Origin of the sequence: Kitasatospora sp. NPDC090308 (assembly GCF_044769485.1) — a bacterium.
GTDB lineage: Bacteria > Actinomycetota > Actinomycetes > Streptomycetales > Streptomycetaceae > Kitasatospora > Kitasatospora fiedleri.
In genome coordinates this window covers 117,793-144,343 of record NZ_JBIVXY010000009.1, presented here as the reverse complement: position 1 = coordinate 144,343, position 26,551 = coordinate 117,793, and the positions used below count along the sequence as shown (strand labels likewise).

Below are 26,551 nucleotides of genomic sequence, written 5' to 3'. Positions count from 1 at the left end.
CCGGGGGCGCCCCGGACGAACGCCCCGGGGCGTCACAGCAGCCGCTTGATCTCCCCGCGGGCCCGGTAGAACCCGCCGGACTCGGACCGGCGCACCTCGGCGACCAGGTACCGCGCCCCGGCGACCCGGACGTCCTTGGGGAACTGCACCCGCAGCGCGGCGTCGTAGCCGGGCGTGACCACCCGGACCCGCAGCCGCCCGCCCTCGGCCACGCACTCCACCTCGACGCCCCCGGCGCCCGCCAGCGCGCCGGCGCTGACGGTCTCCAGCTCGGCGCCGGCCGCGACCCGCTCGACGCCCGCGCCGCTCACCTCGGCGGTGGCCGGCAGGGTGCCCTGCTCGGCGGCCTGCACGGCGCCCTGGGAGGCGTCCAGGCAGGCCAGCGAGCCGTCGGTGGTGACCAGGTACAGCCGCCCGTCGCGGTACTGCATGCTGTACGCCGAGCCGCAGCCGGTGCCCAGCTTCCACAGCCGGGTGCCGTCGGCGGCGAAGCAGTAGACGGACGAGTGGTTGTCGCCCGCGAACACGAACTCCCCGTCCGGGGAGGCCGCGCAGGAGAACACCGCGGCGTCGCACCGGTACGCGGCGGTCTCCGCGCCGTCGGACTTGCGCAGCCGGTGCACCCAGCCCTGCGAGGTGCCGGCGAACACCTCGTCCCGCTCCTGCCAGCCGAACAGCACCGAGCCCTTGGTGCGGGTGTGCCAGAGCTGGTCGCCGCCGCGCTTGGCGTACCGGGCCACGCCCGCCGACCAGCCGTGGTAGACCGACTCGGCGTCGCAGCGCACCATCCAGCCGGAGGAGCCCTGGGCGTTGCGCCGCCACTGGAACTCGTCCTCGTGGTCGACGGTGGTCAGCCCGCCGCGCTCGTCGGCGACGCCGAGCACGCCGTCGTGGATGTCCAGCCAGTAGATGTCCACGTCCTGGGCGATCTCGTACGCCACCCGCGGCACCTTCCCGCCGAGGTCGTACACCTTGCCGTCGTCGCAGCCCGCGTAGATCCACCAGTCGTCGGCGACGATGCACTTGACGCCGTCGGGCAGACCGAACCGGCCGGTGACCCGGCCGTCCGTGGTCAGCGTGTAGACGTCGCCCTGCTCGTTGCCGACCCAGGCGTGCTCCTCGCCGACGTACACCCCGAACGCGGGCGAGCCGGAGCGGAAGCGCCACAGCAGCGGGGCCTGGCGGGCGGTGGAGCGGGTCGAGGTGATCTGCCGGCGGGTCACCGACCGGCGCTGGCGCACGCCCCGCACGGCCGGTGCGTAGCCCTTGCGGACCTTCTCGCCGATCTTCCTGGCGGCCTGCGCGGCGGCCTTCTCGGCGCTCGCGCAGACCGTGGTCCTGGTGGTGCCCGGCTCGCCGATCCGGCCGTAGCGGATGGTCAACTCGGCTTCCTTGACCGTGACTTCGTAGAACTTGTGGGCGCTCCCCTCGTCCTCGGAGAGCTCCAGGTAGGTCACCTGCGGGTCGGCGGAAACGGTGGCGGACATGGCCGACGCCCCTTTCGGGCACAGAGTTCGGGAGGGGTGCCGGCGGGGCCTGCGCCCTCCGTCCGACACCCTCAATCTACGTCCCGGCACCGACAGTTGGCGATCAGCCGGTGGCGACCTTCACGCCGCCGGTGTCCGCCCGGGCGACCAGCGCGTGCCCGGCCCCGGCCTGCGAGGGGACGCTCACCTCGGTGCCGCCGGCCGAGGCGTGCGCGTCCACCGTGTACGCCTCGCCGGCGGGCACCGTCAGCTCCACCCCGCCGGTCCCGGTGCGCAGTTCGGCCCGGGTCGGCGCCGCCGCGAACCGGGCGCTGACGCCGCCCGTCCCGGCCTCCAGCGTGACGTTCGCCCCGCGCAGCCCGGTCGCCTCCACGCCGCCGGTGACGGTCCGCGCGGTGATGTCGCCGCCCAGGTCGCGCAGCGTGATGCCGCCGGTGGTCTCCTCCAGCCGCAGCACCGTCCCGGCCGGCACCCGCACCTGGTAGCCGATCCCGCACTGCGAGCAGGAGTACGTCAGCTTCAGCACCCCGCCGCTCAGCTCGTGGCCGGCCCGCGGCTCCTCGTCCTGCCAGGTGCGCTTCTCCACCACCTGCACCGGCCCGTCCCCGGCCCGCACCTCGATCCCGCCGACCTCCCCGGTCACCTCCAACGCGGTGACCTGCCCGGGCACCTCGTACGACACCGTCTTGCGCTGCTCGTCCCACGGCCCGCACCCGACCGCCCCGACCGCCAGCAGCCCCACGACCGCCGCCGCCCCCACGAACCGCTTCACCGCGGCCTCCTCTCGACGACCACCAGTCTCCCGGCCCGCCTCCCCCGGCCGCCTCCCTCCGGAGAGTGGTTCCGGCGCCTCCTCCCCCCGGGGGATCCCCCTAGGGGAAACGCCGCAGGGCGGCCACCCCGAGTGGGGTGACCGCCCTGCGATCGGGACCGGAGGATCAGCCGGTGTACGGGCCGTAGTCGTAGTCGTCCAGCGGGACGGCCTGACCGGAGCCCGCGCCGAACGGCGACAGGTCGTAGTCGTCGTAGCCGACGGCCGAGTACATCGCGGCCTTGGCCTCCTCGGTCGGCTCGACCCGGATGTTGCGGTAGCGGGGCAGACCCGTACCGGCCGGGATGAGCTTGCCGAGGATGACGTTCTCCTTGAGGCCCAGCAGCGGGTCCGACTTGGCGTGGATCGCCGCGTCGGTGAGCACCCGGGTCGTCTCCTGGAAGGAGGCGGCCGACAGCCAGGACTCGGTGGCCAGCGAGGCCTTGGTGATACCCATCAGCTGCGGGCGGCCGGAGGCGGGGTGGCCGCCCTCGGAGACCACCCGGCGGTTCTCCTGCTCGAAGCGGCCGCGCTCGACCAGCTCGCCCGGCAGCAGCTCCGCGTCGCCCGACTCGATGATCGTCACGCGGCGGAGCATCTGCCGGATGATGATCTCGATGTGCTTGTCGTGGATCGACACGCCCTGCGAGTTGTAGACCTTCTGGACCTCGGCGACCAGGTGGATCTGGACGGCCCGCTGGCCCATGATGCGCAGCACGTCGTGCGGGTTGGTGGCGCCGACGGTCAGCTTCTGGCCGACCTCGACCGCCTCGCCCTCGCTGACCAGCAGCTTGACGCGCTTGGAGACCGGGTAGGCGATCTCGTCCGAGCCGTCGTCGGGGGTGACGACGACCTTGCGGGTCTTCTCGGTGTCCTCGATCCGGACGCGGCCCTGCGCCTCCGAGATCGGGGCCACACCCTTGGGGGTGCGGGCCTCGAAGAGCTCGACGACACGCGGCAGACCCTGGGTGATGTCGTCACCGGCCACACCACCGGTGTGGAAGGTGCGCATGGTCAGCTGGGTGCCGGGCTCACCGATGGACTGGGCGGCGATGATGCCGACCGCCTCGCCGATGTCGACCAGCTTGCCGGTGGCCAGCGAACGGCCGTAGCAGAAGGCACAGGTGCCGACCGCGGACTCGCAGGTCAGGATCGAGCGGACCTTGACCGAGCTCACGCCGTGCCGGATCAGCTCGTCCATCAGGACGTCGCCGAGGTCGGTGTTGGCGGTGGCGATCAGCTTGCCGTCGACGGTGATGTCCTCGGCGAGCATGCGGGCGTAGACGCTGGTCTCGACGTCGTCGGCCTTGCGCAGCACGCCGTCCGCGCCGACCGAGCCGATCGACAGCTTGAGGCCGCGCTCGGTGCCGCAGTCCTCCTCGCGGATGATCACGTCCTGCGAGACGTCCACCAGACGACGGGTCAGGTAGCCCGAGTCGGCGGTGCGCAGCGCGGTGTCGGCCAGACCCTTACGGGCACCGTGGGTGGAGATGAAGTACTCCAGCACGGACAGGCCCTCACGGAACGAGGCCTTGATCGGACGCGCGATGGTCTCGTTCTTCGCGTTCGACACCAGACCACGCATACCGGCGATCTGACGCATCTGCATCATGTTTCCGCGCGCGCCCGAGTCGACCATCATGAAGATGGGGTTCGTCTTCGGGAAGTTCGCGGCCATCGCGTCGGCGACCTCGTTGGTCGCGCGGGTCCAGATGCCGACCAGCTCGGACTTGCGCTCGTTGTCGGTGATCAGACCGCGCTCGTACTGCTTCTGGACCTTCTCCGCCTGCGCCTCGTAGCCCTCCAGGATGGCGGGCTTGCTCGGCGGGACGATGACGTCCGAGATCGAGACGGTGACACCGGAACGGGTCGACCAGTGGAAGCCGGCCGCCTTCAGGTTGTCGAGCGCCGCGGCGACGACGACCTTCGGGTAGCGCTCGGCGAGGTCGTTGACGATCGCCGACAGCTGCTTCTTGCCGACCTCGTAGTCGACGAACGGGTAGTCCTCGGGCAGCAGCTCGTTGAAGAGCGCGCGGCCCAGGGTGGTGGTGATCCGGAACGGCTCGCCCTCGGTCCAGGCCGGCTGCCCGTCCTCGTCCACCGGCGGGGTCCAGCCGCGCGGCGGCACGGTGCCGCCGGCCAGGCGCAGGTCGATCGGGGCCTGGACGTCCAGCTCGCGGGCGTCGAAGGCCATGATCGCCTCGGCGGTCGAGGAGAAGGAACGGCCCTTGCCCTTGACCTCCTCGCGGTCCGAGGTGAGGAAGAACAGGCCCAGCACCATGTCCTGGGTCGGCATGGTGACGGGGCGGCCGTCGGCCGGCTTCAGGATGTTGTTCGAGGACAGCATCAGGATGCGGGCCTCGGCCTGCGCCTCCGCGGACAGCGGCAGGTGCACGGCCATCTGGTCGCCGTCGAAGTCCGCGTTGAACGCGGTGCAGACGAGCGGGTGGATCTGGATGGCCTTGCCCTCGACCAGCTGCGGCTCGAAGGCCTGGATGCCGAGGCGGTGCAGGGTGGGCGCGCGGTTCAGCAGCACCGGGTGCTCGGCGATGACCTCTTCGAGGACGTCCCACACCACGGGGCGGGCGCGCTCGACCATGCGCTTGGCCGACTTGATGTTCTGCGCGTGGTTCAGGTCGACCAGGCGCTTCATCACGAACGGCTTGAAGAGCTCCAGCGCCATGGCCTTGGGCAGGCCGCACTGGTGCAGCTTGAGCTGCGGGCCGACGACGATGACCGAACGGGCCGAGTAGTCGACGCGCTTGCCGAGCAGGTTCTGCCGGAAGCGGCCCTGCTTGCCCTTGAGCATGTCGGACAGCGACTTCAGCGGACGGTTGCCGGGGCCCGTGACCGGGCGGCCGCGGCGGCCGTTGTCGAAGAGCGCGTCGACGGCCTCCTGGAGCATGCGCTTCTCGTTGTTCACGATGATCTCGGGCGCGCCGAGGTCGAGAAGCCGCTTCAGGCGGTTGTTGCGGTTGATGACGCGGCGGTACAGGTCGTTCAGGTCGGAGGTGGCGAAGCGGCCACCGTCGAGCTGGACCATCGGGCGCAGGTCCGGCGGGATCACCGGGACGCAGTCGAGCACCATGCCCTTGGGCTTGTTGCTGGTCTGCAGGAAGGCGGAGACGACCTTGAGGCGCTTGAGCGCGCGGGTCTTCTTCTGGCCCTTGCCGGTGCGGATGATCTCGCGGAGGCGCTCGGCCTCCTCGCCCAGGTCGAAGGACTCCAGGCGGTCCTTGAGGGCCGCGGCGCCCATCGAGCCGGAGAAGTAGGTGCCGAAGCGGTCGCGCAGCTCGCGGTAGAGCAGCTCGTCGCCCTCCAGGTCCTGGACCTTGAGGTTCTTGAACCGGGTCCAGACCTCGTCGAGGCGGTCGATCTCGCGCTGCGTGCGGTCGCGCAGCTGCTTCATCTCGCGCTCGGCGCCCTCGCGCACCTTGCGGCGCACGTCGGCCTTGGCGCCCTCGGCCTCCAGCTCGGCCAGGTCGGACTCGGCCTTCTTGGCCCGGGCCTCCAGGTCGGCGTCGCGCCGATTCTCGATCTGCTGGCGCTCGACCGAGACGTGCGCCTCCAGGGACGGGAGGTCGCGCTGGCGACGCTCGTCGTCCACCCAGGTGATCATGTAGGCGGCGAAGTAGATGACCTTCTCGAGGTCCTTCGGCGCCAGGTCGAGCAGGTAGCCCAGGCGCGACGGGACGCCCTTGAAGTACCAGATGTGGGTGACCGGGGCGGCCAGCTCGATGTGGCCCATCCGCTCGCGGCGCACCTTGGCGCGGGTCACCTCGACGCCGCAGCGCTCACAGATGATGCCCTTGAAGCGGACGCGCTTGTACTTGCCGCAGTAGCACTCCCAGTCCCGGGTGGGACCGAAGATCTTCTCGCAGAAGAGGCCGTCCTTTTCCGGCTTCAGCGTGCGGTAGTTGATGGTCTCCGGCTTCTTCACCTCGCCGTGCGACCACTGGCGGATGTCGTCGGCGGTGGCCAGTCCGATGCGGAGCTCGTCGAAGAAGTTGACGTCAAGCACTGGTCGTCAAGCCCTCTTTCGTGATTCGAGAGTCTGTCTGTTGGTCTGAGGGGGGCCTGGGGGCGGGCCGACCCGGACTAGGGGTCGGCCCGGCCTCCGTCAGACCTCTTCGACGCTGCTCGGCTCGCGCCGGGACAGGTCAATGCCGAGCTCCTCGGCGGCGCGGAACACGTCCTCGTCGCTGTCGCGCATCTCGATGGACTGGCCGTCCGAGGACAGCACCTCCACGTTGAGGCAGAGCGACTGCATTTCCTTGATGAGGACCTTGAAGGACTCGGGAATGCCGGGCTCGGGGATGTTCTCGCCCTTGACGATCGCCTCGTAGACCTTCACGCGGCCCAGGACGTCGTCGGACTTGATGGTGAGCAGTTCCTGCAGCGCGTAGGCCGCGCCGTACGCCTCGAGGGCCCACACCTCCATCTCGCCGAAGCGCTGACCACCGAACTGCGCCTTACCACCGAGCGGCTGCTGGGTGATCATCGAGTACGGACCGGTCGAACGGGCGTGCAGCTTGTCGTCGACCAGGTGGTGCAGCTTGAGGATGTACATGTAGCCGACCGAGACCGGCATCGGGAACGGCTCGCCGGAGCGGCCGTCGAACAGCCGGGCCTTGCCGGTGGAGTTCACCAGGCGCTCACCGTCACGGGTGAGGGTGGTGTTGTCCAGCAGGCCGGTGATCTCGTCCTCGCGGGCGCCGTCGAAGACCGGGGTGGCGAGGTTGGTGCCGCCCTCGACCGTGTCGGCGCCGATCGCCTGGAGGCGCTGGGCCCACTCGTCGGCGAGGCCGGAGACGTCCCAGCCCTGCATGGCGAGCCAGCCGAGGTGGATCTCCAGGACCTGTCCCGGGTTCATCCGGGACGGGACGCCCAGCGGGTTCAGGATGATGTCGACCGGGGTGCCGTCCTCCAGGAACGGCATGTCCTCGACCGGCAGGATCTTGGAGATGACGCCCTTGTTGCCGTGGCGGCCGGCCAGCTTGTCACCGTTGGTGATCTTGCGCTTCTGGGCGACGTAGACGCGGACCAGCTGGTTCACGCCCGGGGGGAGCTCGTCCCCCTCCTCGCGGTCGAAGACGCGGACGCCGATGACCTTGCCGGACTCGCCGTGCGGCACCTTCAGCGAGGTGTCGCGGACCTCGCGGGCCTTCTCGCCGAAGATCGCGCGGAGCAGGCGCTCCTCCGGGGTCAGCTCGGTCTCGCCCTTCGGGGTGACCTTGCCGACCAGGATGTCACCGGTGACGACGTCGGCGCCGATCCGGATGATGCCGCGCTCGTCGAGGTCGGCGAGGACCTCCTCGGAGACGTTCGGGATGTCCCGGGTGATCTCCTCGGGGCCCAGCTTGGTGTCGCGGGCGTCGACCTCGTGCTCCTCGATGTGGATCGAGGAGAGGACGTCGTCCTGGACGAGGCGCTGCGACAGGATGATCGCGTCCTCGTAGTTGTGGCCCTCCCAGGACATGAACGCCACCAGGAGGTTCTTGCCGAGGGCCATCTCGCCCTCGTCGGTGCACGGGCCGTCGGCCAGCACCTGGCCGGCCTCGACCCGGGCGCCCTCGTCCACCAGGACCTTCTGGTTGAAGGCGGTGCCCTGGTTGGAGCGGGTGAACTTGGCGGCCCGGTAGGTGTTGTACGTGCCGTCGTCGTTGGCGACGGTGACGTAGTCGGCCGAGACCTCCTGCACCACGCCGGCCTTGTCGGCGGTGATGACGTCCGCGGCGTCGACGGCGCAGCGGTACTCCATGCCGGTGCCGACCAGCGGCGCCTCGCTGCGCAGCAGCGGGACGGCCTGGCGCATCATGTTCGAGCCCATCAGCGCGCGGTTGGCGTCGTCGTGCTCGAGGAAGGGGATCATGGCGGTCGCGACCGACACCATCTGGCGCGGCGAGACGTCCATGTAGTCGATCTCGGTGCCGGGGATGTAGTCGATCTCGCCGCCGCGGCGGCGGACCAGGACGCGGGGCTCGGCGAAGGTCAGCTCCGCGGTGAGCGGGGCGTTGGCCTGCGCGATGACGTACCGGTCCTCCTCGTCGGCGGTCAGGTAGTCCACCGACTCGGTGACCACGCCGTCGACGACCTTGCGGTACGGGGTCTCGATGAAGCCGAACGCGTTGACCCGGCCGTAGGAGGCGAGCGAGCCGATCAGACCGATGTTCGGGCCTTCGGGGGTCTCGATCGGACACATGCGGCCGTAGTGCGAGGGGTGCACGTCACGGACCTCGAAGCCGGCCCGCTCGCGGGACAGACCACCGGGGCCGAGCGCGGACAGCCGGCGCTTGTGGGTCAGGCCCGACAGCGGGTTCGTCTGGTCCATGAACTGCGACAGCTGGCTGGTGCCGAAGAACTCCTTGATGGAGGCGACGACCGGCCGGATGTTGATCAGGGTCTGCGGCGTGATCGCCTCGACGTCCTGGGTGGTCATCCGCTCGCGGACCACCCGCTCCATGCGGGCGAGGCCGGTGCGGACCTGGTTCTGGATCAGCTCGCCGACGTTGCGCAGGCGGCGGTTGCCGAAGTGGTCGATGTCGTCGACCTCGATGACGATGTCGCGGCCCTCGTCATCGCGCCACTCGGTCTCGCCGGCGTGCAGCTTCACCAGGTACTTGATGGTGTTGATGATGTCCGGCTCGGTGAGCACGCCGGAGTCGAGCGACTCGGCGTTGCCCAGCTTCCGGTTGACCTTGTAGCGGCCGACCTTGGCCAGGTCGTAGCGCTTCGGGTTGAAGTACAGGTTCTCCAGCAGCGTCTGCGCGGCCTCGCGGGTCGGCGGCTCGCCCGGGCGCAGCTTGCGGTAGATGTCGAGCAGCGCGTCGTCCTGGCCCTGGGTGTGGTCCTTCTCCAGGGTGGCGCGCATCGACTCGTACTCGCCGAACTCCTCCAGGATCATCTCGGTGGTCCAGCCGAGGGCCTTGAGCAGCACGGTGACCGACTGCTTGCGCTTGCGGTCGATGCGGACACCGACCATGTCGCGCTTGTCGATCTCCATCTCCAGCCAGGCACCGCGGGAGGGGATGATCTTGGCGGAGAAGATGTCCTTGTCGGACACCTTGTCCAGGGTGGAGTCGAAGTAGACGCCCGGGGAGCGGACCAGCTGGGACACGACGACACGCTCGGTGCCGTTGATGATGAACGTGCCCTTGTTGGTCATGAGCGGGAAGTCGCCCATGAACACGGTCTGGGACTTGATCTCACCGGTCTCGTTGTTGGTGAACTCCGCGGTGACGAAGAGCGGGGCCGCGAAGGTGAAGTCGCGGTCCTTGCACTCGTCGATGGAGTTCTTCGGCGGCTCGAAACGGTGGTCCCGGAAGGTCAGGGACATCGACCCGCTGAAGTCCTCGATCGGGGAGATCTCTTCGAAGATCTCCTCCAGACCGGACTTGGTGGGGACGTCCTGACCACTCTCCAGGGCAGCCTCGACCCGGGACTTCCAGGCCGCGTTGCCGAGCAGCCAGTCAAAGCTCTCGGTCTGCAGGGCCAGGAGGTTCGGGACCTCGAGGGGCTCCTTGATCTTCGCGAACGAGACGCGGAGCGGGGCGGTGGATGCGGAATTGTTCGAGGCGTTGCGCGGCGCGGCCAAGAGGGGGGTCCTTCCGAGGGCTCGGAGCTCACTACGCGCATACCGGCCGGGCCTTGGCCGAGGCGGAAAACCCCAGGTCAGGACAGGGACCACTCCGGGCGACGAGTCACGGAGCAGCTAACAGGCAGCGCAAAGGGACAGTGTAGCCAAAGGCGACACTGCTAGCAAGCCCTGATTCGGAGACCGAATCGGACGCTCCTCCCGTACAACCGACAACCCGGGCAGTGATCCCTCACCGGCCGGGCCGTCGCACCCACGTCTGCGTCACCGGGAACCTTCCCAGTGCCGCCGCCGAATATGCATCGGAGGCGGTTCCGCTTGGGCACGCGCCTCGAGAATCGCGCGCCTCGTGCTGTTCGTCAAGGCCCGCACCAGGGTGTGGACCTCGCACTGCCCATCGTCCGGACCTCGCCGCGCGTTACACGCCGCCCGCAGCGGGAGGGCCGGTGACAGCGATCACCCTACCCCCGGGCCCCGACAGCGGCCGAGTCCGGCTTGGGCCATCGGGAGCAACCCCGGCCGGCCCGGCCCGGAACGCGCGCAGGCCGGGTCGGCCACCCCGAAGGGTGGCCGACCCGGCCTGTGGAGCACCTCTCAGAGAGAGGAGGAAGTCACTTGACGGTGACCTTGGCGCCGGCGCCCTCGAGCTGGGCCTTGGCCTTCTCCGCGACGTCCTTGGCGACCTTCTCCAGGACCTTCGCACCGGCGGTGTCGACGAGGTCCTTGGCCTCCTTCAGGCCGAGGGAGGTGAGGGCGCGCACCTCCTTGATGACCTGGATCTTCTTGTCGCCGGCACCCTCGAGGATGACGTCGAACTCGTCCTGCTCCTCGGCAGCCTCGGCGGCCGGGGCAGCGCCACCGGCGGCGGCAACGGCGACCGGGGCGGCGGCGGTGACGTCGAACTTCTCCTCGAAGGCCTTCACGAACTCGGAGAGCTCGATCAGGGTCATGCCCTCGAACTGCTCGAGCAGGTCCTCGGTGCTGAGCTTCGCCATGATTGGCGTCCTTCCACTAAATCGGCAGGTGCCGGATGTACGGGTTGGCGGGCGTGCTTACGGGCCCGCTGGGACGGGAGTGGTTACTCCGCGTCCTCGGCGGGAGCCGGAGTACCGGCACCGCCCTGCTCGACCTTCTCGCGCAGCGCTTCCACGGTGCGAACGAGCTTGGACGGGAGCGCCTGGAAGACCGCGGCAGCCTGGGAGGGCTTGGCCTTCAGGGCGCCCGCCAGCTTGGCGAGCAGCACCTCGCGGGACTCGAGGTCCGCGAGCTTCTTGATCTCATCGGCGGACAGCGCCTTACCGTCAAGGACACCGCCCTTGATGATGAGAGCAGGGTTCTCCTTGGCGAAGTCACGCAGAGCCTTCGCCGACTCCACCGGGTCACCGGTGACGAAGGCGACAGCCGTCGGACCGGCGAACAGGTCGTCGAGCTCGGAGATCCCGGCCTCGTTGGCCGCGATCTTGGTCAGCGTGTTCTTCACCACGGCGTAATCGGCGTTGCCGCCGAGCGAGCGACGCAGCGTCTTCAGCTGCTTCACCGTGAGACCGCGGTACTCGGTCAGAACGGCGGCGCTGGAGGCACGGAACTTGTCCGTGATCTCGGCGACGTCGGCAGCCTTGTCGGGCCTGGCCATAGGCTTACGCCTCCTTCCGTGATGTCGAAGTCGGGCCGACCTTCGAGAAGTCGACCATCCATCGCCGCGGACCCCGGGAAAACGAAGAAGCCCCGGCGCGCAGGCGCACGGGGCTCGCAGTGACCTCGACGGACCGGATCGGTCCGGAAGTCCTCACTAGGCTCCACAACCTGCGCGGGCGATCCGCAGCGAGTGCGGACCCTTCGGTGCCGTTCCCCTCGCGGGGCACGGCGACAACCAGCGGTCTTTGGCTCGGCCAGCCTAACCGGACGGAACGGGTTTGACCAAATCGCCCTCGGGGAAGCCGGACCGCCCTACGGGAAGGCCGGCGGGCTGGCGCCGGTGCCGGGCGCGGTGTCGGCCTCGGCGGGGGCCTGGACCGAGAGCGCGGAGCTGCCGAACTCGCTGTAGTCGACGGTGTCCACCGCGGCGGCGGCCCGGCGCAGCCGGACCAGCTGGTCGCTGTCGTCGAGCCAGAGGTCGAGCACCACGTCGCCGGGGCCCAGCGCGGTCTCCAGCGCCTGCCGCCGGGCCGGGTCGAGCTGGGTCTGCGCGGCGGCGTACCGGGCGGCGCCGAGGGTGACCCGGTAGTGCCGGACGGTGGTGTCGAGCAGCTTCTCCTCGCCGACCAGCAGCGGGTCGTCCGCGGCGGCCGCGGCGGCCACCGCGACCACCGGGCTGAGCCGGTCGATCAGGTCAGCGTACGGGATCCGGCCGTTGGAGAACTTCTGCCAGTGCGGGCCGCCGAGCCGCGCCGCGCTCTCCGCGTCGCCGCCCAGGTAGGCGGAGGTGTCCAGCACCATCAGCGTCCGGTCCTCGCCGTCGGCCTGGTACTTCAGCACCGTCTTGGGGGCCCAGAACAGCGCGCCCCCGGCCTCCTGGCCGCCGAGCACCGCCGTGTACTCGGCCCGCCGGGCGTCGTGCAGCACCAGCTGGGCGGAGAGCAGCACCCCGTGCGGGGAGCGGTCGGTCGGGCTGGGCTGGCCGGTGGACGGGACGGCGCTGGACGAGGAGGCGGGCGGCTCCGCGGCCCGGCCCGCGCCGGTGCAGGCGGCGGCCGTGCCGGCCAGCAGGACGGCCGTCAGCAGGACCGCGGCCCCGCGCGCCGGTACCGCCATCAGGTCCTCCTCCCGCCCTCGTGCCCGTCCGTCCCCCCCACGATGCCATGCGGCCCGTCCGGGCCCCGGAGCCACCCCCGGGGCCCGGACGCGGGTACCGCTACTGCTGGAGCAGGTCGGAGAGGGAGAACACCTCGGAGGCGGCCGGGGCCGGGGTGGCCTTGACCGAGCCCAGCTGGGCGTAGGTGACCACGTTGGTCGCGTCGCCGGTCTCGGCCGTCGGGTCGACGCTGGACTGCTGGACCAGCTCGCCCTTGGCGTTGATCCACAGGTCGACGGTGGCGGTGCCGCCCTTCTTCTTGAGCTCGGCGAGCACCTGGGCCTTGAGCGCCGGGTCGAGCTGCATCTTGGCGACCTGGTCGTCCACCTTGAGCTCGCTGCGGTAGTGCGTGGCGCTCTGGCCGGCCACGGTCTCGGTGCCGACCAGGGTGGCGGTCGGCGCGGCGGCGGTCAGCTGCACCGACGGGTTCATCAGCTGCATCATCGCGGCGAAGGAGCCGGCCTCGGCGCTGTCGGCGCCGGCAGCGTCCTTGGTGCTGATGACCATCCACTTCTTGCCCTGGGCCACGGCGGCCATCTCGGGGGTGGCGCCGATGTACATCTGGTCGTTGGTGAACAGGACGTTGACGTCCTTGCCCTCGGTCTTGCTGGTGAGCAGGAAGGAGGACGGGGAGGTCCAGACGTAGTCGGCGGTGCCGTCGGTCTCGCCGCCCTTGACGGTCAGCTTGGCACTGCCCGCCTTGTCCATGACCGCGGCCGAGGCGAGCAGGGCCTCCTTGGGCGCGAGCTTGGTCCCGCCCTGGCCGGCTCCGTCCGCCGCCGGGGCGGAGGCGCCCGTGCTGCCGGTGCCGCCCGCCGGGGCGGTCGAGCCGGCCGGGCCGGCCGAACCGGTCGCGCCGGCCGAGCCGGAGCTGCTGCAGGCGGTCAGGGCGCCGAGGGCCAGACAGGCCACGGCAAGGGTACGCAGTGCGCGCACGGAGGTCCCCCTCTAATCGGATTCTCATCCTGGTGATGACCTCCGGACTCTACCGAACCGCTCCGACGGCCGCGCAAACCGTTTGCACAGACCACCGGGCCCGCACCCCCGAGGGGGTGCGGGCCCGGTCAGGCGTGCTCCGCGCGGGGGCTGACTCGGGGTCAGACCGCCGCCGGGTCCTCCTCGACGAGGAGGTTGCGGGTGCGGTTCGGGTCGACCTGGATGCCGGGGCCGATCGTGCTGGAGAAGGTGATCTTCTTCAGGTAGCGGCCCTTGGCGGCGGACGGCTTGGCCCGGAGGACCTCGTCGAGCGCGGCGGCGTAGTTCTCGACCAGCTGCTCGTCGGAGAACGAGGTCTTGCCGATGATCAGGTGGAGGTTCGAGTGCTTGTCGACGCGGAACTCGATCTTGCCGCCCTTGATCTCGTTGACGGCCTTGGCGACGTCCGGGGTCACGGTGCCGGTCTTCGGGTTCGGCATCAGGCCACGGGGACCGAGCACGCGGCCCAGGCGGCCGACCTTGCCCATCAGGTCCGGGGTGGCGACGACGGCGTCGAAGTCCAGACGACCCTTGGCGACCTCGTCGATCAGCTCGTCGGAGCCGACGATGTCGGCACCCGCGGCACGCGCGGCCTCGGCACGCTCACCGTTCGCGAAGACCAGGACCCGGGCGGTCTTACCGGTGCCGTGCGGGAGGATGACGGTGCTGCGGACCATCTGGTCGGCCTTGCGCGGGTCGACGCCCAGACGCATGGCGACCTCGACGGTGCCGTCGAACTTCGAGGTGGAGGTCGCCTTGGCGAGGCGGACGGCCTCGAGCGGGGCGTAGATCCGGGCGCGGTCGACCTGGGCGTCCGCGGCCTTGAGGGCCTTGCTGCGCTTCACTGCTGCTCCTGTGATTAATGGAGTCGTGGTACCGACGGGCCGCGCTGGGCCCTACCACGGAAGGACGTACGGGCTGGTCAGCCCTCGACGGTGATGCCCATCGACCGGGCGGTGCCGGCGATGATCTTCTCCGCGGCGTCCAGGTCGTTGGCGTTCAGGTCGGGCAGCTTGGTGGTGGCGATCTCGCGCACCTGGGCCGAGGTCAGCTTGGCGACCTTGGTCTTGTGCGGCTCCTTGGAGCCCTTGTCGACGCCCGCGGCCTTGAGGATCAGGCGAGCGGCCGGCGGGGTCTTCGTGACGAAGGTGAAGGAGCGGTCGTCGTAGACCGTGATCTCCACCGGCACGATCATGCCGCGCTGCGACTCGGTGGCCGCGTTGTACGCCTTGCAGAACTCCATGATGTTGACGCCGTGCTGACCCAGCGCGGGGCCGACCGGCGGGGCCGGGTTGGCCGCACCGGCGTTGATCTGGAGCTTGATAAGCCCCGTGACCTTCTTCTTCTTGGGAGGCATGTCTCTCCGGGTCCTTCCGAGAGGTGATTGCTGATGTGCCCGGCCCCGGGGCGAAACCCGGCCGCCAGGACACACATCGGACCAGGCTAACCGCTGAGGCGGTGCTGGACCAAAACGGTGCCGGGGCGGAGGCTCTCGCCCCGCCCCGGCACCGGAGACCTGTGGGTCAGTTCTTCTGGATCTGGTCGAAGGAGAGCTCGACCGGGGTCTCCCGGCCGAAGATCTCCACCAGGCCCTTGACCTTCTTCGAGTCGGGGTTGATCTCGTTGATGGTCGCCTGCAGGGTGGCGAACGGACCGTCGGTGACGGTGACCGAGTCGCCGACCTCGAAGTCCAGCACCTGCACCTCGACCGGGCGCACCGGCGAGGCCTTGCCGGCCTCCTTGGCGGCGGCGCGCTCCACGTCGGGGGCGAGCATCTTGACGACCTCGTCCAGGGTCAGCGGGTACGGGTCGTAGGCGTTGCCGACGAAGCCGGTGACACCGGGGGTGTTGCGCACGACGCCCCAGGACTCCGGGGTGAGGTCCATCCGGACCAGCACGTAGCCGGGGAGCTTGTTCTGCCGGATGGTCTTGCGGTCGCCGTTCTTGATCTGGACGACCTCCTCCTGCGGAACCTGGGACTCGAAGATGTAGTCCTCGACGTTCAGCGAGACGGAGCGCTGCTCCAGGTTCTGCTTCACCCGGTTCTCGTAGCCGGCGTAGGTGTGGATGACGTACCACTCGCCGGGGGCGCGGCGCAGCTGCTCGCGGAACTCGGCGACCGGGTCGCTCTCGACCTCCTCGGCGGGCTCCTCCGCAGCCTCCTCGGCCTCCTCGGCCTCCGCCTCGGCGGGGGCCTCCCCGGCCGCGGCCTCGGTCTCGTCCACCTCGTGCACGGCGGCGGCCTCGGCCGGCTCGCCCGCCTCCAGCTCGTCGGCGGCCTCGACCTCGTCCTCCTCGGCGTCCGCCTCGGCCGAATCGACGGTCTCCTCGGCGGAAGACTCAACGTCGGCAGCCTCGGCCGCGTCCAGCTCGGCGGCGACATCCGCCTCGCGGACGGTCTCGTCGGCGTCGTACAGGGGGGACTCAGACACGGTCGCTGCTTCTTTCCTGGTTGTGGAACGGATACCTCAACAGTACCGACTCAACGGTAGTCGCCCGCTGTCCTTCGCGCCGACAGCTCGACCCGGGCCGAAGTGTTCGGCCCGGGTCGGGGTGAGGTATGCGGTGCGGGGCCTGCGGGCCCCTCCGGAGTCCGGCCGGATCGGGCGTCAGCCGAAGATCCAGAAGGCACCCTTGGCGAAGACCCAGTCGAGGCCGGCGACGACCAGCATCAGCACGATCACGAAGGTCACCACGACGGTGGTGTACTGGATCAGCTGGCTGCGGGAGGGCCAGACCACCTTGCGGAGCTCGGCGATGATCTGGCGGTAGAAGATCGCCGCCCGGGCGAACAGGCCCTTCTTGGCCCGCTTGCCGGACTTCTTGCCGCCCTCGCCGTCGGCGGACTTGTTCGCCCGCCGACGCTCGCGGCGGGAGAGCTTGCCGCCCTCGGCGGTGGTCTCGTCCGCGGCGCCTTCGGTCCCCTCGGGGTTGCCGCTCTCAGGCGTTGCGGTGGAGCCCGTGGTCTCCGTCACTCGTCCTCACCTGAATCCGGGTCCTGCGGAGGTCCGTGCCTGGTGCACGGGCGATCCGGCGAAAGCTGTGCTTGGGTGGGGCCCTCTCCGCATCAAGCCCGCTCGCTCTGCGGAGCGAACGGGCTTGTCACGGATCAAGCAGCAGGGCACGAGGGACTCGAACCCCCAACCGCCGGTTTTGGAGACCGGTGCTCTACCAATTGAGCTAGTGCCCTACGGAGCCTCGCGGTTCCGCTGCGGCCCCCAACCTACCGCATCCCGTCGGCCGTGTGGTGTACCCGGCCGAAGGAACCGCACTTCGGAAGCCATCGAGCAGTGAGTGTACGGGTTCTTCGCCGATTGGTCGAACCTCATTCACCGAGATCCACATTCGCCGACTTTCGACGCCGTCCGCCCGAGATCCTCCGGCTTCGATCGCCTTCCGCCCGAGATCGTCCGGGTCGGCGACGCGGACGCTGGAACGCCCCGGAGCGCCCGCCGGAACCGCGATGACCGGCGCCCGTGCGGTCTGGGAGCATTCAGGCATGAGCGCACCCACCCCCGAGAACGTCCCCCCCGCGAACCGCCGGGTCTCCGCCCGGGTCGGCGCCATCGCCGAGTCCGCCACCCTCGCCGTCGACGCCAAGGCCAAGGCCCTCAAGGCCGCCGGGCGCCCGGTGATCGGCTTCGGCGCCGGCGAGCCCGACTTCCCGACCCCCGGCTACATCGTGGACGCCGCGGTCGCCGCCTGCCAGGACCCGGCGAACCACCGCTACACCCCGGCCGGCGGCCTGCCGGAGCTGAAGGCCGCGATCGCCGCCAAGACGCTGCGCGACTCCGGCTACCAGGTGGACGCCTCGCAGGTGCTGGTGACCAACGGCGGCAAGCAGGCGATCTACAACGCCTTCGCCGCGATCCTCGACCCGGGCGACGAGGTGATCATCCCGGCCCCGTACTGGACCACCTACCCGGAGGCCGTGAAGCTGGCCGGCGGCACCCCCGTCGAGGTCGTCTCGGACGAGACCACCGGCTACAAGGTCTCGGTGGAGCAGCTGGAGGCCGCCCGCACCGCGAACACCAAGGTGGTGCTGTTCGTCTCGCCGTCCAACCCGACCGGCGCGGTGTACACCGAGGCCGAGGCCGAGGCGATCGGCCGCTGGGCGCTGGAGCACGGCCTGTGGGTGCTCACCGACGAGATCTACGAGCACCTGGTGTACGGCGACGCGACCTTCACCTCGCTGCCGGCCCTGCTGCCCGAGCTGGCCGACAAGTGCGTCGTGGTCAACGGCGTGGCCAAGACCTACGCGATGACCGGCTGGCGGGTGGGCTGGCTGATCGGCCCCAAGGACGTCGTCAACGCGGCCGCCAACCTGCAGTCGCACGCCACCTCGAACGTCTCCAACGTGGCGCAGCGCGCGGCGCTGGCCGCCGTCTCCGGCGACCTGGCCGCGGTGGACGAGATGAAGACCGCGTTCGACCGCCGCCGCCGCACCATCGTGGCGATGCTGAACGAGATCGACGGCGTGCTCTGCCCCGAGCCGGAGGGCGCGTTCTACGTGTACCCGTCGGTCAAGGACCTGCTGGGCAAGGAGATCCGCGGCAAGCGCCCGCAGAGCTCCGCCGAGCTGGCCGCGCTGATCCTGGACGAGGCCGAGGTCGCGGTCGTCCCCGGCGAGGCCTTCGGCACCCCGGGCTACCTGCGGCTGTCCTACGCGCTGGGCGACGCCGACCTGGTCGAGGGCGTCAGCCGGCTGCAGAAGCTGCTCGCCGAGGCCCGCGACTGACCCGCCGTCACGGCCGCCCCCCGCACCTCACCCCTTCGGGCGATGTGCGGGGGGCGGTTCCTGTTCCGGGGGGTTTTGCGGCAGGATCGGTGAATGGATCGCCTGCGTGATGTCCGGGGCCTGCCGAAGGCCCATCTGCACCTGCACTTCACCGGTTCGATGCGCCCCGCGACGCTGCTCGAACTCGCCGACAAGCACGGCATCCGGCTGCCCGAGGCGCTCAGCTCCGAGCATCCGCCCAAACTCCGGGCCACCGACGAACGCGGCTGGTTCCGGTTCCAGCGGCTCTACGACACCGCGCGCTCCTGCCTGCGCGACGAGTCCGACATCCGCCGGCTGGTCCGGGAGACCGCCGAGGACGAGCGCGCCGACGGCTCGCGCTGGCTGGAGATCCAGGTCGACCCGACCTCGTACGCGCCGCTGCTCGGCGGCCTGATCCCGACCCTGGAGCTGGTCCTGGACGCCGTCCGGGAGGCGTCCGAGGCCACCGGCGTCGGCATCCGGGTGCTGGTCGCCGCCAACCGGATGAAGTCCCCGATGGACGCCCGGACGCTGGCCCGGCTCGCCGTCCGGTACGCCGACCGGGGGGTGATCGGCTTCGGCCTGTCCAACGACGAGCGCCGGGGCCTGGCCCGGGACTTCGACCGGGCCTTCGCGATCGCCCGGAACGGCGGCCTGATCGCCGCGCCGCACGGCGGCGAGCTCGCCGGGCCCGGGTCCGTCCGCGACTGCCTGGACGACCTGGGCGCCACCCGGATCGGCCACGGCGTGCGCGCCGCCGAGGACCCGCGGCTGCTCCAGCGCCTCGCCGACCGCCAGGTCACCTGCGAGGTCTGCCCCGCCTCCAACGTCGCCCTGGGCGTCTACGACAGCCCCGAGCAGGTCCCGCTGCGGACGCTCTTCGAGGCCGGCGTGCCGCTCGCCCTCGGCGCGGACGACCCGCTGCTGTTCGGCTCCCGGCTCGCCGACCAGTACACCCTGGCCCGCGAGTCGCACGCCTTCACCGACCCCGAGCTGGCCGAACTCGCCCGCCAGTCGATCCGCTCCTCGCAGGCCCCCGAACACGTGGTGAAGGAACTGCTGGGCGAGGTCGACGCCTGGCTGGCGGCGGAGCCCGCCTAAGGCCCGCCCGCCCGCCCGCGGGCTCAGAGGCTGACGCCGACCATCACCGGCTCGTTCACCAGCTCCACGCCGAACGCCGCGCGCACGCCGTCCCGCACCTCGCGGGCCAGCGCGAGCAGGTCCTCGGTGGTCGCCGAGCCCCGGTTGGTCAGGGCCAGGGTGTGCTTGGTGGAGAGGGTGGCCGGGCCGCTGCCGTGGCCCTTGCGGAAGCCCGCGTTGTCGATCAGCCAGGCCGCGGAGGTCTTGACGCGACCCTCCCCGGCCGGGTAGCTCGGCGCCCGCAGGTCGCCCAACCGGGCGGTGAACGCGGCGAACTGATCGTCCGTCAGGATCGGGTTGGTGAAGAACGAGCCCGCCGACCAGGTGTCGTGGTCGGCGGCGTCCAGCACCATGCCCTTGCCCTTGCGCAGCCGCAGCACCTCGGCGTGGGCGTCGCCCAGCTTCACCCGCTGCCCCGGCTCGACGCCCATCGAACGGGCCGCCTCGGCGTACTTCACCGGCGAGGACAGCCCGCCCTCGTCCGCGAGCCGGAAGCGCACCCGCAGCACCACGTACCGGTCCGGGTCCGCCTTGAAGCGACTGTGCCGGTACGAGAAGGCGCAGTCCGCGTTGGCCAGCGTGACGGTCTCGCCGAGCAGGCGGTCGTAGGCGTCCACCTCGGTGACGGTCTCGGCGACCTCCTGCCCGTACGCCCCGACGTTCTGCACCGGGGTGGCCCCGGCCGAGCCCGGGATGCCGGCCAGGAACTCGATCCCGGCCAGTCCGGCGGCGACGGTGCGGGCCACCGCGTCCGACCAGACCTCGCCGGCGGCCAGCTCCAGCAGCGTCCCGTCCAGCGCGAAGCCCTCGGTGGCGATCCGCAGCACCGTCCCGGGGAAGCCGGCGTCCCCGATCACCAGGTTCGAGCCGCCGCCCAGCACCAGCAGCGGCTCCCCGGCCCGGTCGGCCGCGCGCACGGCGGCCACCACCTCGGCGTCCGTCCGGGCCGTCACCAACCGCCGCGCCGGTCCGCCCAGCCGCAGCGTCGTCAACGGGGCCAGCGGCGCATCCATCTCCTCGATCACCGCCCCAGCGTAAGCCAAGCCCCGCCCCCGCCCGGCTCCCCCGGACCGGCCGGGCCGACCGGGCCGACCGGGCCGACCGGGGCCCGGGGCCTAGCCGTCGGCCGCCAACCGCCGCTCGGCCTCGGTCCACCCCGGCTCGGCCGCCGTCTCCGCCTCCCAGGTGGCGAACGCGGAGTGGGCCATCGCGGGGCGCAGCGCGGTCATCGCCCGCCGGTGGGTCTCGGAGCGGACGAACGCGGCGAGCGTCTCGGGGTCGCTCCAGCTGGAGAGCACCCAGAAGGTGCGGCGCAGGGGCGCGGCGCGCAGGCCGACGCCGAGCGCGCCGGGGGCCCGGCGGGCCTGGTCGCGGACCTTCAGGGACTGCCGCAGGAAGCCGGGGACGTGCCGCAGGCCGCGGACCCGGAGTTCGGCGGCCATCACGACGGGCCGATCCGGCGGCTGCTGCGCGGCGGGCCCCGGCGTCCAGGGGAGTGTCATGGCGATCACGGTGGTTCCTCCTCGTCGGTGCGGTGCGGTGCGGTGCGTTGCGGTGCGGGGGGCTCGGGGGCTCGGGGGACGCCGGTTCAGGACCGGCCGGCCGGGACGGCCGCGGGCCGCTCCCCGGTGGCGGTCCTCACCGTCCGCCCGTCCCGCCGCCGCGGGATGAGCGCCGCGGCGACCGCGCCGGCCCCGATCGCGGCGGCGCCGACCAGCAGCGCGGCGGTGAGCCCGTCGGTGAAGGCCGCGGTGCTGCCGTAGCCGCCCCGGGCGGAGAACACCGCGGACAGCACGGCCACCCCGAGCGCGCCGCCGACCTCGCGCATGGCGTTGTTCGCGCCGGAGGCGATGCCCTGTTCGGCGGGGCGGACGCTGGCCATCACCAGGTTGGCGGTGGGGGCGAAGTACAGGGACATCCCGACGCCGCAGACCATCAGGACCGGCACCTGCTGCCCGTACCCGGCGGAGTGCCGGGCGAGCAGGGCGATGCCGAGCAGACCGAGGGCCTGGAGGACGAGTCCGGTGACGACGATGGGGCGGCCGCCGATCCGGTCGGTGAGGAGTCCGGCGACCGGGGCGACCAGCAGCGGCATGGCCGTCCACGGGAGCATCCGGACGCCGGCCTGTTCGGCGGTGTAGCCGTTGACGCCCTGGAAGTACTGGCTGATCAGGAAGATCGAGCCGAACATGCCGAGGTACATCAGCAGGCTGGCGGCGTTGACGGCGCTGAACGCCCGGCTGCGGAACAGCCGCATCGGGAGCATCGGCTGCGGGGCCCGGCGGATCTCGTACCCGACGAAGGCGGCCAGCAGCAGGGTGCCGGCGGTCAGCGCGGCGAGGACCAGCGGGTCGGTCCAGCCGTCGGGGTTGCCGCGGACCAGGCCGAGGACGAGGCCGAACAGTCCGGCGCTGACCAGCGCGGTGCCGGGCAGGTCGAGGCGGCGGTCCGCGCTGCGGCTCTCGCCGAGCACGGCGCGGGCCAGCGGCAGCAGCACCAGGCCGACCGGGACGTTCACCCAGAAGATCCACTGCCAGGAGAAGTGCTCGGTGAGGCTGCCGCCGATCAGCGGCCCGGTGGCGACGGCCAGCCCGGCGACGCCGGACCAGATGCCGAAGGCCGTTCCGCGCCTGGCGGCGGGCACCGCGACGGTCAGCAGGGTCAGGGTGAGCGGCACCATGACCGCCGCGCCGGCGCCCTGGACGGCGCGGGCCGCGATCAGCGCGCCCATGGTCGGGGCGAGCGCGGCGGAGGCCGAGCCGAGGGTGAAGACGGCGAGCCCGGCGACGAACATCCGGCGGCGGCCGAAGCGGTCGCCGAGGGCCGCGCCGAGCATCAGCAGGACGGCGAAGGTCAGGGTGTACGCGCTGACCGTCCACTCCAGGTCGGCGAGGGCGCCGCCCAGGTCGGTGCGGATCGCGGGGAGTGCGGTGGTGACCACCAGGTTGTCGAGTCCGGCCATGAAACTCGCCACGCTGACGACCACCAGGGTCCAGACGGCTTGCCTGTTCACGTGCGGTTCCCCCAAAGGTTGTGATTGATCAATAACTTTCGTGGGCCGAAAAAAGGGCGCGCCGCCGTCCGGGCGGAGCGCCTCAGTCCTGCTTCCCGGCCCGCTTCTCGTCGAGCTCGTCGAACCCCGACCAGATCGGGTGCTCCCCCGGGTACCCGAGGGCCACCAGGGTGTTGATCAGCATTCCGTGCGCCATGAACTCGGTGGCCAGCGCCCGGTCGCCGATCCGCTCCCGGATCCGCTCGAACAGCCGCAGCCAGCCCGCGCGGGCCGTCTCGCCGACGCCCTCCTCGCCGGCCGACTCCGCCGCGAACACCGAGACGTAGATCTGCATCTGCATCATGACCTGCTCCCGGTCCTCGACCAGGTTCAGGTACGCCTCGCCCATCGCGTCGCACGCCGCCTCCCCCGTCAGGCCCTCCGACGCCCGGTCGAAGATCCCCCAGGTCTGCTCGATGCAGTGCTCGGCCGCGGCCTCGAAGATCGCCTGCTTGTTGGGGAAGAGCCGGAACAGGTACGGCTGCGAGACGCCCACCCGGCGGGCGATCGCCTCGGTGGACGTCCCCCGATACCCGCCCCGGGCGAACTCCACCATGGCCGCCCGGACGACGCTCTCGCGCCGCTCCTCGGCGGACATCCGGATGCTGTTCCTGGCCACACCCACAGATTAGTGATTGGCCAATAACTTTGGCAAGCGGGCGGGTGGGCGCAGACCGACCGGCAGGGCCCGCCGGGGGCCCTGCCGGGAGCGCCTCAGCCCAGCCGGACGACCGCGCGGGCCATGCCGAGCACCTTCTGGCCCGCGCTGGTCGCGACCAGGTCGACCCGGACCCGGTTGTCCTCCAGCAGCGCGGCCACCTTCGCGGTGACCTCGACGGTGGCGCCGACGCCGTCGTTGGGGACGATCACGGGCTTGGTGAACCGGACGCCGTACTCGACGACGGCGGCCGGGTCGCCGACCCAGTCGGTGACCACCCGGGCGGCCTCGGCCATGGTGAACATGCCGTGCGCGATCACGTCCGGGAGGCCGACCTCCAGGGCGAACTTCTCGTTCCAGTGGATCGGGTTGAAGTCCCCGGAGGCTCCGGCGTACTGCACCAGCGTCGCCCGGGTGACCGGGAACGACCGCGCCGGCAGCTCGGTGCCGACCTGGACCTCGTCAAAGCGGACCGCCACGGTCACTCCTCCCCGGCTTCGTCGGCGGCGCGCGCCACCAGCGTCATGGTCGATGTCACGACGTGCTCCCCGCCGGCGTCGTCCACCTCGCCGCGGACGGTCAGCACGTCGTTGCCCGCCAGCGACTTGATCGCGTCGATGGTCACGGTGACCGAGAGCCGGTCGCCGGCCCGCACCGGGCGGGTGTAGGCGAACTTCTGGTCGCCGTGCACGACCCGGCTGTAGTCGAGGCCGAGTTCGGGGTCGTTGACCACCTGCGCCGCGGCCCGGAAGGTCAGCATGAAGGGGAAGGTCGGCGGGGCGATCACGTCCGGGTGGCCGAGCGACTTGGCGGCCTCCGCGTCGGTGTACGCCGGGTTGGCGTCACCGATCGCGACGGCGAACTCGCGGATCTTCTCGCGGCCCACCTCGTACGGTTCGGTGGGCGGGTAGGTCCGCCCGATGAACGAGGGGTCGAGCGGCATGGGCAACTCCTCTGGTCGTACGGCCGGCCCGGCGTCCGGCCCGTTCGTGCAGGGCGTGCGGGGCGTGCGGGGCATGCAGAAATGACTCCAGGCCGCTCCCCGTGGTGGGGTGCGGCCTGGAGTCGAGGCAAAGTCAGCGGGTTTCGCGGTGCGCCGTGTGAGAGTTGCAACGCGGGCAGTGCTTCTTCATCTCAAGACGGTCCGGGTCGTTGCGCCGGTTCTTCTTGGTGATGTAGTTCCGCTCCTTGCACTCCACGCAGGCCAGCGTGATCTTCGGGCGGACGTCGGTGGCAGCCACGGGAGTGCCTTCCTGGGACAACGAATAAGAACACAGACAAGAGTAGCCGATCGGGAGTGACCCCCCGATCGACTACGCGGAGTAGCGGTGACCGGACTTGAACCGGTGACACAGCGATTATGAGCCGCTTGCTCTACCAACTGAGCTACACCGCTTTGATGATCGGAACCCCGCCGAGGCGGGGAGCTTCTCACCAGAGCCCCCATGCGGAATCGAACCGCAGACCTTCTCCTTACCATGGAGACGCTCTACCGACTGAGCTATAGGGGCGAACGAGGAAGAGATTACACGGTTCCGGGCCAGAGGTGAAATCCGTATCCGCGGTGGATCTCCGCAGGTCGGCGGGCCCGCACTGACGGGCCGTCACCCGACACCCGTTCGGCCTCCGCCGCAACCGGAACCCGCCCGGCCCGCCCCGACACGTCCCGACACGTCAGGGCGGCCCGCATCCACCGGTCCCCGCCGGGTCCGGCCTAGGCTCGACCGTCAGTGACCTCTCACGTGGCCCCTCGCGGCCGCACGGGTGCGCCGCGGGTCGGCCGCCCCGCACCGGGCCCCCGAGGCCGCCGGGCGGTCAACGGGACTGGAGGAGCGGGCCGATGAGCGAACAGGGCGAGGAACCCCAGCCGCCCCCGTCCGCCAACCCGCTCGGGCACGGGCCGGTCCTGCTGCTCGCCGGGGCCCGGCTGCTGGACGGGCGGGTGGTGGACGTCCGGATCAGCGGGGACCGGATCCAGGAGGTCGGCGCGACCGGCAGCCTCGGGCCGCTGCCCGCGATGCCCGGGCAGCCGACGGTCACCACCGGCGCCCGGATCGACCTGTCCGGCTACCTGCTGCTGCCCGCCCCCGCCGAGCCGCACGGACACTACGACAGCGCGCTCCGCGCCGGGCCGCCCGAACCGGCCGGGGACGGCCCGGCCGAACTGGTGCGCCGGACCACCGAGTCCGCGCTCACCTCGCTCGGCTACGGGGCCACCGCCCAGCGCACCCACGTCCGGATCGGCGGCGGGCACGGGCTGCGCCGGCTGGAGGCCGTGCTGACCGCGCGCCAGTCGCTGCGCGGGCTGGCCGAGCTCCAGGCGGTGGCGATGCCCCGGCTGCTCACCGGCCGGGCCGGGGCGGACGGGCGGGCCCTGCTCCGGGACGCCCTCAAGCTCGGCGCGGACGCGGCGGGCGGCTGCCCCGACCTCGACCCGGACCCGGTCGGCTACGCCCGGGTCCTGCTGGACGCCGCGGCCGAGGCGGACTGCCCGGTCGACCTGCACACCGCCGCCGCCGACCCGGCCCAACTCGCCCGCCTGGTCGCCGCGCTGGCCCCCCACCTGCCCCGGGTCACGCTCGGCCCGTGCAGCGCGCTGCCGCCCGGCGGCGCGGGCCTGCTGGCCGGCGCCGGCGTCCGGGTGGTCTGCCTGCCGCAGAACGGCGGCTGCACCGGCCTCGACGACCCGCCGACCGGCCTGCGCCCGTCCCTGGTCCGGGAGTTGTCCCAGGCCCGGGTCGCCCTCACGGCCGGCGCCGGAGCCCTGCGCGACACCTCCAACCCGGTCGGCCGGGCCGACCCGCTGGACGCCGCCCGCCTCCTCGCCGCGAGCGGCGCCCTCTCCCCCGAAGCCGCCTACGACGCCGTCTCCGCCCAGGCCCGCACCACCCTCGGCCTCCCCCCCGTCCGGGTCGACGCCGGCTTCCCCGCCGAACTCCTCGCCGTCCGCGGCGACGACCTGACCAGCGCCCTCACCGCCGGCCACTCCCGCCTGGTCGTCCACTGCGGCCGCATCGTCTCCCGCACCAGCGCCGTCCGCGAGTTCGCCGACACCGTCACCCTCGCCCTCCCCCGCCAGAACCACCCGGGCTAGCGACAGACTTCCCCCGCGTACCTGCGCCGCTCCCCGGTCGGGTGCTCCACCACCAACGCTCCCCGCTCCGTCCAGAACCGGCACCCGGCCGGGATGAACACCGGCCGCGCCAGGACGAACCACGGCCCTATCCGCCGCACCAACAGCATCCGCGGCGCGACAGGCCGGCGCTCGGTGAACTCCATGCCGC

Annotated in this window: 23 protein-coding genes and 3 tRNA genes; 3 read left to right on the top strand and 23 right to left on the bottom strand. The window is 71.4% G+C overall.

All coding sequences use genetic code 11. The features are described from left to right. Positions 1-32 precede the first annotated feature (32 nt). The 13 genes from ACIQVD_RS21605 to ACIQVD_RS21545 form a co-directional block, all read right to left on the bottom strand. Entirely contained in the window at positions 33-1,487 is a 1,455-nt protein-coding gene (locus tag ACIQVD_RS21605) for a WGR domain-containing protein (protein WP_400687339.1), read from the bottom strand. Between the two features lie 103 nt (positions 1,488-1,590). Next, entirely contained in the window at positions 1,591-2,259 is a 669-nt protein-coding gene (locus ACIQVD_RS21600) for a hypothetical protein (RefSeq protein WP_400687341.1), read from the bottom strand. Between the two features lie 166 nt (positions 2,260-2,425). Continuing rightward, entirely contained in the window at positions 2,426-6,319 is a 3,894-nt protein-coding gene (locus tag ACIQVD_RS21595) for a DNA-directed RNA polymerase subunit beta' (protein WP_400687343.1), read from the bottom strand. Between the two features lie 99 nt (positions 6,320-6,418). Then, positions 6,419-9,892 carry a DNA-directed RNA polymerase subunit beta gene (gene rpoB, locus ACIQVD_RS21590; protein WP_100837803.1) on the bottom strand — a complete coding sequence of 1,158 codons (3,474 nt, stop codon included), beginning with the start codon at positions 9,890-9,892 and terminating at the stop codon, positions 6,419-6,421. A 611-nt stretch (positions 9,893-10,503) separates the two neighbouring features. Next, positions 10,504-10,887 (bottom strand): 50S ribosomal protein L7/L12, encoded by a 384-nt coding sequence (gene rplL / locus ACIQVD_RS21585; RefSeq protein WP_033214070.1) that lies wholly within the window; start codon positions 10,885-10,887, stop codon positions 10,504-10,506. Between the two features lie 83 nt (positions 10,888-10,970). After that, the gene (gene rplJ / locus ACIQVD_RS21580) at positions 10,971-11,525 is read right to left on the bottom strand and encodes a 50S ribosomal protein L10 (protein ID WP_014136320.1); all 555 of its coding nucleotides are present in this window, start codon (positions 11,523-11,525) and stop codon (positions 10,971-10,973) included. A gap of 314 nt (positions 11,526-11,839) precedes the next feature. Then, on the bottom strand, positions 11,840-12,643 hold the full coding sequence (locus ACIQVD_RS21575) for a hypothetical protein (RefSeq protein WP_400687348.1): 804 nt from the start codon (positions 12,641-12,643) through the stop codon (positions 11,840-11,842). 100 nt (positions 12,644-12,743) lie between these two features. Beyond that, positions 12,744-13,595 (bottom strand): hypothetical protein, encoded by an 852-nt coding sequence (locus ACIQVD_RS21570; RefSeq protein WP_402291175.1) that lies wholly within the window; start codon positions 13,593-13,595, stop codon positions 12,744-12,746. 185 nt (positions 13,596-13,780) lie between these two features. Then, on the bottom strand, positions 13,781-14,503 hold the full coding sequence (gene rplA / locus ACIQVD_RS21565; protein WP_402291173.1) for a 50S ribosomal protein L1: 723 nt from the start codon (positions 14,501-14,503) through the stop codon (positions 13,781-13,783). A 77-nt stretch (positions 14,504-14,580) separates the two neighbouring features. Then, a complete protein-coding gene (rplK, locus tag ACIQVD_RS21560) occupies positions 14,581-15,015 on the bottom strand; it encodes a 50S ribosomal protein L11 (RefSeq protein ID WP_100837798.1) in 435 nt (144 codons plus the stop codon). A 166-nt stretch (positions 15,016-15,181) separates the two neighbouring features. After that, entirely contained in the window at positions 15,182-16,090 is a 909-nt protein-coding gene (gene nusG / locus ACIQVD_RS21555) for a transcription termination/antitermination protein NusG (RefSeq protein ID WP_400687353.1), read from the bottom strand. A gap of 177 nt (positions 16,091-16,267) precedes the next feature. Beyond that, positions 16,268-16,633, bottom strand: a complete 366-nt coding sequence (gene secE, locus ACIQVD_RS21550; protein WP_100837796.1) for a preprotein translocase subunit SecE — start codon at positions 16,631-16,633, stop codon at positions 16,268-16,270. A 142-nt stretch (positions 16,634-16,775) separates the two neighbouring features. Next, positions 16,776-16,848: transfer RNA gene (locus ACIQVD_RS21545), tRNA-Trp, on the bottom strand. Between the two features lie 309 nt (positions 16,849-17,157). Between ACIQVD_RS21545 and ACIQVD_RS21540 the strand changes: the two genes are divergently transcribed. Then, positions 17,158-18,396 (top strand): pyridoxal phosphate-dependent aminotransferase, encoded by a 1,239-nt coding sequence (locus ACIQVD_RS21540; RefSeq protein ID WP_402291170.1) that lies wholly within the window; start codon positions 17,158-17,160, stop codon positions 18,394-18,396. A gap of 93 nt (positions 18,397-18,489) precedes the next feature. Then, a complete protein-coding gene (locus tag ACIQVD_RS21535; protein ID WP_100837794.1) occupies positions 18,490-19,518 on the top strand; it encodes an adenosine deaminase in 1,029 nt (342 codons plus the stop codon). 23 nt (positions 19,519-19,541) lie between these two features. On the opposite strand, the gene ACIQVD_RS21530 is transcribed toward ACIQVD_RS21535, so the two are convergent. The 9 genes from ACIQVD_RS21530 to ACIQVD_RS21490 all read right to left on the bottom strand — a co-directional run bounded on the left by ACIQVD_RS21530 (position 19,542) and on the right by ACIQVD_RS21490 (position 24,778). Then, on the bottom strand, positions 19,542-20,579 hold the full coding sequence (locus tag ACIQVD_RS21530; RefSeq protein WP_400687586.1) for a UDP-N-acetylmuramate dehydrogenase: 1,038 nt from the start codon (positions 20,577-20,579) through the stop codon (positions 19,542-19,544). 93 nt (positions 20,580-20,672) lie between these two features. After that, a complete protein-coding gene (locus ACIQVD_RS21525; RefSeq protein ID WP_402291168.1) occupies positions 20,673-21,068 on the bottom strand; it encodes a DUF3291 domain-containing protein in 396 nt (131 codons plus the stop codon). 77 nt (positions 21,069-21,145) lie between these two features. Continuing rightward, positions 21,146-22,519, bottom strand: coding sequence for a DHA2 family efflux MFS transporter permease subunit (locus ACIQVD_RS21520; RefSeq protein ID WP_400687588.1), 1,374 nt, complete (start codon positions 22,517-22,519; stop codon positions 21,146-21,148). Positions 22,520-22,652: 133 nt separating this feature from the next. Further along, positions 22,653-23,207 carry a TetR/AcrR family transcriptional regulator gene (locus ACIQVD_RS21515; RefSeq protein WP_400687590.1) on the bottom strand — a complete coding sequence of 185 codons (555 nt, stop codon included), beginning with the start codon at positions 23,205-23,207 and terminating at the stop codon, positions 22,653-22,655. A 116-nt stretch (positions 23,208-23,323) separates the two neighbouring features. Next, the gene (locus tag ACIQVD_RS21510; protein ID WP_100837791.1) at positions 23,324-23,752 is read right to left on the bottom strand and encodes a MaoC family dehydratase; all 429 of its coding nucleotides are present in this window, start codon (positions 23,750-23,752) and stop codon (positions 23,324-23,326) included. Then, complete coding sequence (locus ACIQVD_RS21505) at positions 23,749-24,210, bottom strand: MaoC family dehydratase N-terminal domain-containing protein (RefSeq protein ID WP_400687362.1); 462 nt, start codon at positions 24,208-24,210, stop codon at positions 23,749-23,751. The genes ACIQVD_RS21510 and ACIQVD_RS21505 overlap by 4 nt, the downstream gene beginning before the upstream one ends. A 133-nt stretch (positions 24,211-24,343) precedes the next feature. Continuing rightward, on the bottom strand, positions 24,344-24,508 hold the full coding sequence (gene rpmG / locus ACIQVD_RS21500) for a 50S ribosomal protein L33 (protein ID WP_006604855.1): 165 nt from the start codon (positions 24,506-24,508) through the stop codon (positions 24,344-24,346). Between the two features lie 82 nt (positions 24,509-24,590). Beyond that, positions 24,591-24,663, bottom strand: a tRNA-Met gene (locus ACIQVD_RS21495). A gap of 42 nt (positions 24,664-24,705) precedes the next feature. Continuing rightward, positions 24,706-24,778, bottom strand: a tRNA-Thr gene (locus tag ACIQVD_RS21490). A 329-nt stretch (positions 24,779-25,107) separates the two neighbouring features. On the opposite strand from ACIQVD_RS21490, the gene ACIQVD_RS21485 reads away from it, so the two are divergent. Then, positions 25,108-26,361, top strand: coding sequence for a hydrolase (locus ACIQVD_RS21485; RefSeq protein ID WP_402291165.1), 1,254 nt, complete (start codon positions 25,108-25,110; stop codon positions 26,359-26,361). Here the strand turns inward: ACIQVD_RS21485 and ACIQVD_RS21480 are convergent. Continuing rightward, positions 26,358-26,546: a hypothetical protein gene (locus ACIQVD_RS21480; protein WP_100837788.1), complete on the bottom strand. Its 189-nt coding sequence runs from the start codon at positions 26,544-26,546 to the stop codon at positions 26,358-26,360. The genes ACIQVD_RS21485 and ACIQVD_RS21480 overlap by 4 nt on opposite strands. Positions 26,547-26,551 lie beyond the last annotated feature (5 nt).

Bases quoted from the DNA above. Each gene is read 5' to 3' on its own strand.
- ACIQVD_RS21535 (WP_100837794.1), top strand. From the start codon at position 18,490: ATGGATCGCCTGCGTGATGTCCGGGGCCTGCCGAAGGCCCATCTGCAC.
- rplK (WP_100837798.1), bottom strand. From the start codon at position 15,015: ATGCCTCCCAAGAAGAAGAAGGTCACGGGGCTTATCAAGCTCCAGATC.
- ACIQVD_RS21485 (WP_402291165.1), top strand. From the start codon at position 25,108: ATGAGCGAACAGGGCGAGGAACCCCAGCCGCCCCCGTCCGCCAACCCG.
- ACIQVD_RS21505 (WP_400687362.1), bottom strand. From the start codon at position 24,210: ATGCCGCTCGACCCCTCGTTCATCGGGCGGACCTACCCGCCCACCGAA.
- ACIQVD_RS21605 (WP_400687339.1), bottom strand. From the start codon at position 1,487: ATGTCCGCCACCGTTTCCGCCGACCCGCAGGTGACCTACCTGGAGCTC.
- ACIQVD_RS21520 (WP_400687588.1), bottom strand. From the start codon at position 22,519: ATGGCCGGACTCGACAACCTGGTGGTCACCACCGCACTCCCCGCGATC.
- ACIQVD_RS21540 (WP_402291170.1), top strand. From the start codon at position 17,158: ATGAGCGCACCCACCCCCGAGAACGTCCCCCCCGCGAACCGCCGGGTC.
- ACIQVD_RS21515 (WP_400687590.1), bottom strand. From the start codon at position 23,207: ATGTCCGCCGAGGAGCGGCGCGAGAGCGTCGTCCGGGCGGCCATGGTG.
- rplL (WP_033214070.1), bottom strand. From the start codon at position 10,887: ATGGCGAAGCTCAGCACCGAGGACCTGCTCGAGCAGTTCGAGGGCATG.
- ACIQVD_RS21480 (WP_100837788.1), bottom strand. From the start codon at position 26,546: ATGGAGTTCACCGAGCGCCGGCCTGTCGCGCCGCGGATGCTGTTGGTG.
- ACIQVD_RS21575 (WP_400687348.1), bottom strand. From the start codon at position 12,643: ATGGCGGTACCGGCGCGCGGGGCCGCGGTCCTGCTGACGGCCGTCCTG.
- rplJ (WP_014136320.1), bottom strand. From the start codon at position 11,525: ATGGCCAGGCCCGACAAGGCTGCCGACGTCGCCGAGATCACGGACAAG.